At 41.8% G+C, this 3,139-nt stretch carries 2 protein-coding genes; both read right to left on the reverse strand.

Annotation, left to right across the window (positions count from 1 at the left end):
• The coding region (locus Q8907_15020; protein ID MDP4275583.1) for a RagB/SusD family nutrient uptake outer membrane protein at positions 1 to 1,200 on the reverse strand (1,200 nt) is incomplete at its 3' end.
• Positions 1,201 to 1,220: 20 nt separating this feature from the next.
• A partial coding sequence (locus tag Q8907_15025; protein ID MDP4275584.1) for a SusC/RagA family TonB-linked outer membrane protein occupies positions 1,221 to 3,139 on the reverse strand: 1,919 nt, incomplete at its 5' end.

Below are 3,139 nucleotides of genomic sequence, written 5' to 3' on the forward strand. Positions count from 1 at the left end.
CAGGTAATAACCGGTAATGGTTTGCTGTTTGGTTCCTCCAGGTTTATCGGCGCCCCCTTCAAAGGTCTGAACTGTCCGGTTTAACCATGGAGCAGTATTATAAAAGAACGTTTTGTAAAACCGGGGATCCCTGCCTACAAAAGGATTTTTAGAATCATATCCTGAACCAATATCCTTAATTCCCAGACCATTTGCCATTCCAAAAGCATCGATAAACTCCTGGGTTGGACTGGTTCGTCCATTCCCCACATAATATCCAACCGGACCATTATCGTTTTCGCAGTTATAATTATCACCTTCTGATTGTTTTGCGAAAATACGTTCGGTGTTTATCTGGGTAATGAAAACATCCTTAAATGAAGGGACAAGGCTAAATACATTAAGGTTCATTATAGCTTTGGAGGCTTCTGCTGCTTGTTTCCAGCGCTCGGCCGAAAAATCAGCATAACCAGTAAGCTCATTGGTTCCGTCAATATTTCCGCCATTGTACAAGGGACTTGCAGCATACAGCAGAACCCTGGCTTTTAAGGCAAGAGCTGCCGCCTTTGTCGGTCTGTCTATATTCTGAGGATCAACCGGATCCGGAAGCAAACTGTCTTTAATCGCATCACACTGGTCGGAAATAAATTTGACACAATCGGCAAAAGAATTTCTTGGCAGGTTCAAGTCATCACCCAATTGATAAACCTTATCAACAATAAGCGGAACGCCACCATAACGTTTTACCAGTTCGAAGTAAAACATAGCTCTTAAAAACTTAGCCTCTGCTTTCCATACATGGTTAAACGGGGTTCCGTTTGCCAGCTTCCCTTTTAAGGGGACATTATCAATATTGGTAATGAAAATATTTGTCTGCCGGATTGCGGTATAGTATGTATTCCACTGATCATCCGGATACCCGCTAGAGGTATAAGTACCGGTAGCCAACTGTTGAACCGATGTATTTGAAGTATTTGACGAAATTGCGTCATCGGTAGCAGCATCCAGAAAATCGCCACCAACCCTGTTATACATGGCAGGGAGACTCCGATAAGTATCGTACAGGAATCTACGGGCATCAACACCGGCAGAATCATTCTTATTAAAAAGGAGGTCGAGGGTTTCTTGTTCTATGGGCACATCCTCGAGTAAGCTCTTACACGATGTTGCACAAAAAATTACAATAACCGCCCACAATAAATTATAAATATTTTTTTTCATCTTCCTAAAATTAAAAGAGTCTATAGCTTAATATTTATACCTACATTAATAATCCGTTGAATAGGATATGAGGTATTCCCATAAATTTCCGGGTCGAACAATTTGTAAGGGGTTGCCGTAAATAGATTCTGAACATTGGCAAAAATTCTCATTCCGGCTATTCTCAATTTGTTATTGGCCGCCATCGGGATAGTATATCCTATGTCGACATTCTTAACCCTGAAATATTCGCCCGGATGGGTCCAATAACTCGAATTATTCATATAAGGCGTATTATTCCAGTTAACTCCGGCAGTAAGACGTGGAAAAGTTGCAGTAGCTGCAGTTTCGGGAGTCCACCTTCCCATATAGTAATCATATCCCTGGTCTTTTCCACCCTGGCCAAAAGGCGTGATCGATTGCTGGTAGGTACGATTTTGTACTCCCTGCAATAAAACGCTCACATCAAACCCTTTAAAGCTAAAGCCTAAAGTAGCTCCATAATAGATGACAGGTTTGGTATTGCCAAGTGCAATTTCATCATTCTGATCGATGATGCCGTCGCCATTCATGTCTACCAATTTCACATCACCCGGATGCACTTTTATTCCTCCCAAAAGAGGGGCTTTATCAGCCTCATCCTGAGTCTGTATTAACCCATCAGCCTTATAACCGAATGTTTGTCCAACCGCTTTTCCGGTACGCTTACTCCAATCATTTTGCCGCTGAAGCTCATCCATAAATAAGACTTCGGTTTTCATGCGCGAAGCATTGGCTGTAACAAAGAAGTTGAAATTACCTACATGATTCTGATAGGTTATTTGAAGTTCCTGTCCGGTATATAGGTTTTTCCCGATGTTTTCATTCGGATAAGCAATACCCATAAGCTGGGTATTTGCTCCCCGCTGCTGAAGCAAATCATAATAAACATCGCGATAGTAATCAAATTCTACTTTCAGTTTGGATTTCAAAAAGCCCATATCTACCCCAAGATTAAACTTATGGGCCTTTTCCCAAGTTGAATTTACGTTGGGCAACATTTTTTCAGCAATTCCCCATACGGCACTATAGTTAGTTCCGACAAAATACCGGTTAGCTCCGTCCTGTCCAAAGGAAGATCTCCAGGAATAATAGCCTAACGCATCCTCATTGCTATTACCGGTCAATCCATAAGTTCCTCTGACTTTTAAAATATCTATCCAGTTTACATTATCCTTAAGAAAAGACTCCTCAGCAATATTCCAGCCTAAGCCTCCGGCGTAAAACCCGCCAAAGCGGTGTCCTGGCCTGAAACGGTCAAAACCGGCATAGTTTGCAGCTACTTCTGCAAAATACTTCTGTTTATAATTATAGTTGGCCGAAGCTGCAAAGTTATAATATGTTTCAGGCAAATCGAACTGATAGGTAGAGCGTAACTGATCGCCAAAAATCATTGCTCCGAACTGATGATCGCCAATTTTAGCATCATAACCTAAGGCAGCTTGAGCATAAAAGGTCTGAACAGTTGAGGTCATGCTAAATGAATTGGTCTGATCAGAAATAGTTCCGTAACGGGTATAAGAAGTATCCCCTGCAGCACCTATAGAAAGGTCGTAAACCGGTTGTTGGGAATTCCTGGTTATTAAACTGGAAGAAGTTGACGATGCATTTACCTTAAACTTAGCATAAAGCCCAGGCAACCAATTGTCGAATTTATACTTCATATCCAGGTTAGCCATAAGGTCGCGATTATTATCCAATTTATAGCCGGAGCCGGTGGTCAGCTGGTAAAGATTAGATGTATAATTTGAAGCTCCCCCAAAAGACCCGTTAGGATTGAATACCGGGTATGCCAGATTCGGAGTGGAATAAAGCGAATTCAAAACAGTTGAAGTCCCTGCTCCGGGCTGACATCCTTCCTGGATACGTCCAAACAACTGCAAGCCAACAGTAAAATCCTTTGTGATATCTACATCTACAG

The sequence above is a fragment of the Bacteroidota bacterium genome (genome assembly GCA_030706565.1).
GTDB lineage: Bacteria > Bacteroidota > Bacteroidia > Bacteroidales > JAUZOH01 > JAUZOH01.